Origin of the sequence: Pseudomonas sp. FH1 (genome assembly GCF_000510895.2) — a bacterium.
GTDB classification, from domain to species: Bacteria; Pseudomonadota; Gammaproteobacteria; order Pseudomonadales; family Pseudomonadaceae; genus Aquipseudomonas; species Aquipseudomonas azotoformans_A.
In genome coordinates this window covers 105,020-112,287 of record NZ_AOHM01000004.1, presented here as the reverse complement: position 1 = coordinate 112,287, position 7,268 = coordinate 105,020, and the positions used below count along the sequence as shown (strand labels likewise).

General features: G+C 62.2%; 3 protein-coding genes and 1 pseudogene. 3 read left to right on the top strand and 1 reads right to left on the bottom strand.

What is annotated here, in order from left to right:
* Positions 1–192: 192 nt before the first annotated feature.
* The 3 genes and pseudogenes from H096_RS02080 to H096_RS02070 all read left to right on the top strand — a co-directional run.
* Positions 193–723: pseudogene (locus tag H096_RS02080) on the top strand (histone deacetylase); the annotation flags it as partial.
* 229 nt (positions 724–952) lie between these two features.
* Entirely contained in the window at positions 953–4,312 is a 3,360-nt protein-coding gene (locus tag H096_RS02075) for a type III effector HrpK domain-containing protein (RefSeq protein ID WP_033896511.1), read from the top strand.
* Between the two features lie 221 nt (positions 4,313–4,533).
* On the top strand, positions 4,534–5,760 hold the full coding sequence (locus H096_RS02070; protein WP_033896510.1) for a TIGR03862 family flavoprotein: 1,227 nt from the start codon (positions 4,534–4,536) through the stop codon (positions 5,758–5,760).
* Positions 5,761–5,891: 131 nt separating this feature from the next.
* Here H096_RS02070 and H096_RS02065 read toward each other — a convergent pair whose 3' ends face one another.
* Positions 5,892–7,226: a DEAD/DEAH box helicase gene (locus H096_RS02065; protein WP_033896509.1), complete on the bottom strand. Its 1,335-nt coding sequence runs from the start codon at positions 7,224–7,226 to the stop codon at positions 5,892–5,894.
* Positions 7,227–7,268: the final 42 nt, after the last annotated feature.

Here is a 7,268-nt window from a genome sequence, read left to right as displayed (position 1 = left end):
GCACCGTACCGGAAAGGTCAGGTGTTGCACTCAGATTTTGCCGCCGCCAGGATTCATTGTTTACACACCCAACAGGTAAACAATAATCAACTTTAGATTACAATTTACTTTTGCGCAAAAAATAACAATAACTCTCTGTTTTCATTAACTATTTACCAGATAAATTTACATCCAAAAAATGGTCATGCTGACTGCATCTTCAATGACCTGGCGGTGATCAGCCATTACCTGCTGGCCAGCGGCCGGGTCAATCGCGTGCTGATCTTCGATTGCGACGTGCACCAGGGCGACGGCACCGCGCGCATCCTCCACGACACACCGGACGCCATCACCGTGTCGCTGCACTGCGAAAAGAACTTCCCCGCGCGCAAGGCCCAGAGCGACTGGGACATCCCGTTGCCCATGGGCATGGGTGATGACGACTACCTCAAGGTGGTGGACGACGCGCTCAACTACTTGCTGCCGCTCTACCAACCCGACCTGGTGCTATACGACGCTGGCGTCGATGTGCACAAGGACGACGCCCTCGGTTACCTCAAACTGACAGACCAGGGCGTCGCCGCCCGTGATGAAAGCGTGATGCGCCACTGCCTGGGCCGCGATATCCCGGTGATGGGCGTGATCGGCGGCGGCTACAGCAAGGACCGCCCGGCCCTCGCCCGCCGCCACGGCATCCTGCATCACAGCGCGCAACGGGTGTGGACGTCATCAGGTTGTCACTGAAATGTGGGCGTTACCCACAATCCCTGTGGAACCACCTGTGGATAACTTGAGCGTAACGGCCTGAAAGCCAGTAGCCGTATAGCCTGTAAGAAACTGTACGTTTTTTGACCAGACACTTTTCCACAGCCGTGAAACGTTGTGGAACTTGGCTCTGGCGGCCGTTTTGCAACAAAACTGCCGCACGCCGTCGTCAACCTGAAGGCCTCTCCCGCTTTCAGAGTACCCAGCGATGGCAACTTACAAGATCGGCAGTAGCGCGACGCCCGGCAATGACGACGCCCTGAAGAAAGTCGCCGCCACCTTCGACGTGGCGATGTCCCGCGCCCTCTCCGGCTTCAAGGAAGCCGCCCACCCCGGCAACTTCAAGGTGCTGGCCAGCAACGACAAGCCGTTCTTCACCGACGGCACCGGGGTAACCGATAACACCAAGGACAAAAAGATCGCCGACGTCAAAGCCACCGGTGATCAGGAAGCGATCAAGCGCCTCAACGACCCGAACCTGGCCGACATCAGCAACACCGGTGTGCCTCTGGCCAACATCGCCAGCATCACCAAGATCTCCGACAACGTCCTGGAGCTGAAAACCCGCGACGGCCGCGACATCATCATTATCAAGCAGATGACCCCGTACCTGTTCGACGGCATGGCTGGCAAAGTCGACGCCGTGGACGCGCTGAACAAGAGCAAGGCCGACGGCTACCGCATCGCCCAGGCCGGCGACACCGCGCCGGGCCTGGACACCTACAAGGGCATCGGCCCGGCCGATGAAGTGGGGCCGGGCATGATCCGTTACGAAACCCTGTCAGGCGACAAGGTCATCGTCAGTAAGGAAACCAACAGCGACCTGTACGAAAAGGTTAAGTCCGACGGCGAAACCTGGGGCCTGATCAACGACAGCAAAAACGAAGGGTATCGCCTGGCCGGTGCCAATGAGGCGGGCAGCGTGAGCCTGGTGGGCACGCCGGAAGAACTCGGCCACGGGCTGATCCGCTACGAGACCGCTTCCGGCGACAAGATCATCGTGTCCCAGGCCATCAGCCCCGACCTGTACGCCTCGGTGGTCAAGGAGTCCAACGGCATCTTTGGCGTCGACGGCGCCGTGGATACCAACTGGATCGACAACTCCAAGTACGCCAGCGCCAAGGACTGGGACAAGATCGTCGGCAACACCAGCGGCACACCGACCCAGGAAGAACGCGACCTCGACCGCCCGCGCGCCGCGTCGAAAATGCTCAGCGACAACTGGGACAAATGGGGCCTGCACGACCGCCCCATCGACTTCTCCAACCCGCCCACCGACCTGCCACCCGAAGCCCAGGCTTGCCTCAAGTACCTGGCCGGCAGCCCGAGCCTGATGAACGCCCTCGACAGCGGCGGCCTGGGCAAAAGCGATGGGGTGATTACCCACGCGGATGTGGATAAGTTCATCAGCCAATCGAACAAGGATCTGTCGGCCGCTTCGAAGTCCTACAGCACCTTCCTCAGCAAGAACCCCGACGCCACCGGCTTGGCCAAGGAAAACGCCAAGTCCGCCGCCATCGTCATGGCCAATATTTCCCTGGTGAGCAGCGCCGGTCCGGAAATGCAGGGGCCCAACCAGCGCGCCAACAATGGCAGCCTGAACACCGCCAACCTCAAGGCGATCAAGGATGACTCGGGCCTGAGCCCCGAGCTGACCGGCGCCGCAGGCTATTGGTCCACCCCCGGCATGCTGCGCACCCTCGACATGGCCGGCGACCTGCCCGCCACCGCCAAGGCCGACGGCATCACCCAACAGAAAAACCTCGGCGCCTGGCTGGAAAACCAGGCGCCCAAGGACGACCACGGCGTGTTGATGATGCTCAGCAACGCCGCGGTGCGCAGCTCGGTGGCCGATGTCGACACCTCCAAGCTGACCAAGGACGTGCTCGAACACCCGGAGAACTACGACGGCAAGACCAAAGCCGCCGTGATGATGGAAATCAGCGACGCCCGCGCGCGCATGGCCGCCAGTGACAAAGTGGGCGACGGCGACCTGTATGCGGGGATTACGGCGGACACCGAATACCACCTCAACCCGACCAAATCCAAAGTCACCGACCAGCTCGACGCCGCCATCGGCCAGCTGTCCAGCGACCCGGACGTGAAGACCTTCTTGGCGCAGAACCAGGCGTCCGGCATGCGCGATATCGTCAACAGCGACCCGGCGATCAAGCATGAGCTGCAGGCCTACCAAGACGGCCAGATCAACAGCGGCAACGTGCTCAACACCGCCCTGAACACCAAAGGCGCCGATGGCAAACCGCTGTCGCTCATGGACGCCCTGAGCCTGGCCGGCACCGACGCCACCCTCACCGACCTGGCCCTGGGCGGCGATGGGCATGTGGACCTCAGTGTCATCGCCGAAAAATCGGGAAAATCCGGGGACATCGAGCAGTTCTTCAAGGACCACATCCTCAACGGCAAAGACCTGCAAGACGCTCTCGCCCAGCCGAACGCCGACCCGATGACCGCCATCGGCCAGTACGCCGCCCATGCCGAGTTGCTTAAGGAGTTCCTCGGTGACAAGGTCTCGGCCCAGGACTCGTCGACGGTGCAGCAATACGTTAACCAGGCGGTGTCCGACTCCCTGGTCAACGGCGCCAACGACGACGTGCTCAAGGGGGCGTTCGGCGATGCCAATGGCAACTTCGACGAGGCCAAGACCACGGCCATCATCGAAAAAGCCATGGCCGACGACCCAGAGATGTTCAAGGACGCCACGGGGGCGCAGATCAAGCCGCAGGACGTGATCTCGTTGATCCGCTCGATGTGGGACGTGAACCGCCAGGGCGAGAAGATCAGCGACGTGCTGCCCAAGGCCGTGGATGGGCTGAAGCTCAACGTCAGCGATTCGTACAAACAGGGCCTGTTGCACATCGGCAGCGCCTTGCTGGCCGGCGGCGTACTGGCGGCGCGCTCGGCCACGGGCGGCAACAGCCCGGCAGACAACGCCGGGCGCGTGGCGGCAGGCATGCAGTTTGCCGGCCTGATCACCGAAGGCGGCACCAAATACGCCAAGGAAGCCGGCTACGGCATGACCTGGAAACCTACGCCGATCGACCCGAACAAACCCCAAGGGATCGGCGACTTCCCCACCGGCAAAATGGTGCAGAACACCGACGGCCTCAACCGCCTGGGCAACCTGGGCAAGATCGTCGGCGGCACCGGCAGCTTTATCGGCGGTGTGTTCGGCCTGATCAGCGGGGTCAACAGCGCGTTTGCCGGGGATAAACTCAACGCCGGCTTCTCCCTCACCAGCGGCGCCTTGGGCACCGGCGCGGCAGTGGCCTCGATCATCGAAGGCGGCGCGGGCCTGTTCGGCATTGCCGACGCGGCGGCCATCGCCGGCACCTTCGCCGGGGTATTGGGTTGGGCGGCAGCCGGTGTGGGCATCGTGACCAGCTTTGTGTTCCCGATCATCGAGGTGGTGAAACGGGAAAAACAACAGGACGCGTTCTTTGGCAACCTGGTGCCGACCCTGGATAAATATGGTCTCACCGGCGGCCCGATCACCGACGCCGACCGCAAGGATGAATACCCGCCGTACGCCAACACTGGTTTTGCCTAAAGCCCGGTCAGCTTGTTGTGGCGAGCGGGCTTGCCCCGCGTTGGGCTGCGCAGCAGCCCTAATAGAGCCACCGCATTTTCTCAGAAAAAATGCGGTAGCCGTTTTTGGGGCCGCTTCGCAGCCCAACGCGGGGCAAGCCCGCTCGCCACAACAACCCCACTCACCACAATTTCGCAGCATTGCTTACAATGGGCGCCCTTTGTTTTTGACCAGGCCTGCCGATGTCCGCTACTGCTCCTTCCCACGTTGCCATTATCGGCGGTGGCCCTGCCGGCCTGATGGCCGCCGAAGTCCTGAGCCAGGCGGGCGTGCGGGTGGACCTGTACGACGGCATGCCTTCAGTGGGGCGCAAGTTCCTGCTGGCCGGCGTGGGCGGCATGAACATCACCCACTCCGAAGCGTATCCGGCATTCCTGTCACGCTACGCCGAACGCGCGCCGCACATGGCGCCGTTGCTACGTAGTTTCGGGTCCGAGGCGTTGTGTGAATGGATTCATGGCTTGGGCATCGAGACGTTTGTCGGCACCTCCGGCCGCGTGTTTCCCACCGACATGAAAGCCGCGCCCCTGTTGCGCGCCTGGCTCAAACGCCTGCGCGACCAAGGCGTGGTTATCCACACCCGTCATCGCTGGCTGGGCTGGACTGCCGAGGGCGACTTACTTATCCACAGCCCCGACGGCGAAAAAACGGTCCACAGCGACGCCGTGCTGCTGGCCCTTGGCGGCGGCAGCTGGTCACGGTTGGGGTCTGACGGCGCCTGGCTCAAGTTGCTGGAGGACAAAGGCGTGCCTTACGCCCCGCTGCAACCGAGCAACTGCGGTTTTGAGGTGTCGGCCTGGAGCGAATTGATGGTCAGCAAATTCGCTGGCGCGCCGTTGAAAAACGTCGCGATGGGTTTGGGTGACGACAAGCCTCGTCTGGGTGAATGCGTTATCACCGCCAGCGGGATCGAAGGCAGCCTGATCTACGCGTTGTCGGCGCCGATCCGCGAAGCGATCAACCGCGACGGCTCGGCCACCGTGCACATCGACCTGCTGCCGAGCAAGGCGCTGGACAAGGTTCAGGCCGCCTTGGCCAAACCCCGTGGCTCACGTTCGATGAGCAAACACCTGCACAGTCAGTTGGGCTTGGATGGGGTCAAAGCCGCACTGCTGCGCGAGTTGGCGCCGTCTGACCACTTCAATGATCCGGCGCAGTTGGCGGTGGATATCAAGGCGTTGCCGCTGACGCTGGTGAAGACCCGGCCGATGGATGAGGCGATCAGCACAGCGGGCGGCGTGCCGTTCGAGGCGTTGGATGAGCGCTTGATGCTCCAGCAATTGCCGGGGGTGTTTTGTGCGGGAGAGATGCTGGACTGGGAAGCGCCTACGGGCGGGTATTTGCTGACGGGGTGCTTTGCCAGCGGCAGAGCGGCTGGGCGGGGAATGTTGGAGTGGCTTAATCGCTGAGATTTGCGGTGAATTCAGAGCCGCCTTCGCGGGCAAGCCCGCTCCCACATTTGACTGCATTCCCATGTTGGAACTCGGTCAAATGTGGGAGCTGGCTTGCCTGCGAAGAGGCCATCAGCAGCCCCGCAACATCACTTCTTCTTACGCGGCCCAGTATTGAACACCGGCACCTTGCGCACCGGTTTGATCGAAGGCTCCGACGGCGCCACTTCCCCGCTGTCCACCCACTTACCAAGGTTGCGCTTACCGCCACCGCCCGAGGTTTTAGGCTTTTTCGGTTTCTTTGGCTTCTTCACCACCTGCCCGCTGGCATCGGTGTCCGGCACGCGGTGTTCCGGTTCGAAGTCTTGTTCCATGTGGCGGCTCAAGGTCTGACGCGTCAGCATTTCGATGGCCGACAGCATGTTCACTTCATCGGCACACACCAGGGAAATCGCCTCACCGGTGTTGCCAGCACGCCCGGTACGGCCGATACGGTGGATGTAGTCTTCGGCCACGATCGGCAGGTCGAAGTTGACCACCAGCGGCAAGTCTTCGATATCCAGGCCACGGGCCGCCACGTCGGTGGCCACCAGGATCTGCACGTCACTCGACTTGAAACGGTCCAGCGCACGCTGGCGCGTGGCTTGCGGCTTGTCGCCATGGATGCCGTCGGCATTGATGCCCAGGCCCTGCAACTTATCCACCAGCGCATCCACGCCATTGCGGGTCTTGGCGAACACCAGCACCTGCTTCCAGCGGCCTTTGCGCATCAGGTGCACAAACAGCTCCGGCTTGCGCTTCTTGTCCACCGGCACAATCCACTGCTTGACCGTGTTGGCAGCGACGTTGCGCGGGCTGACTTCGATGCTCAGCGGGTCATTGAGCATCTGCCCGGCCAGCGTGCGGATCTCATCGGAGAAGGTCGCGGAGAACAGCAGGGTCTGGCGCTTTTTCGGCAGCATGCGGTAGATGTTCGCCAGCTCTTCGGAGAAACCCAGGTCGAGCATGCGGTCGGCTTCGTCCAGCACCAAGGTTTGCAGCTGGTTGAGTTTCAGCGCGTTCTGGCGGAACAGGTCGATCAGGCGGCCAGGGGTGGCGACCAGGATGTCGACGCCTTTGCGCAACTTCATCATCTGCGGGTTGATGCTCACGCCGCCGTACACCGCGTAAGTGGTCAGCGGCAGGTTTTGCGCGTACTCGGCAACGCTGGCGTGCACCTGCTCGGCCAGCTCGCGGGTCGGGCACAGGATCAGCGCGCGTGCCGAGTTGGCGGCGACTTTCGGCCCTTCCATCGTCAGCAGTTGCAACAACGGCACGGCGAAACCGGCGGTCTTGCCGGTGCCGGTCTGGGCCGCAGCCATCAGGTCGCGACCGGCCAGCACCGCCGGAATGGCTTGCGCCTGCACCGGCGTCGGGGTCTGGTAGCCAAGCGTCTCAAGGGCGCGCAGCAAGGGTTCGATCAGGCCAAGGGTGGCGAAAGTCATGTGTTTACCGTAGGAAAAATTCAGCGCAAGGTCGCAATGCGC

What these genes read in the sequence shown, in the direction of transcription:
- H096_RS02075 (WP_033896511.1), top strand. Translation starts at nt 953, where the DNA reads ATGGCAACTTACAAGATCGGCAGTAGCGCGACGCCCGGCAATGACGAC.
- H096_RS02065 (WP_033896509.1), bottom strand. Translation starts at nt 7,226, where the DNA reads ATGACTTTCGCCACCCTTGGCCTGATCGAACCCTTGCTGCGCGCCCTT.
- H096_RS02070 (WP_033896510.1), top strand. Translation starts at nt 4,534, where the DNA reads ATGTCCGCTACTGCTCCTTCCCACGTTGCCATTATCGGCGGTGGCCCT.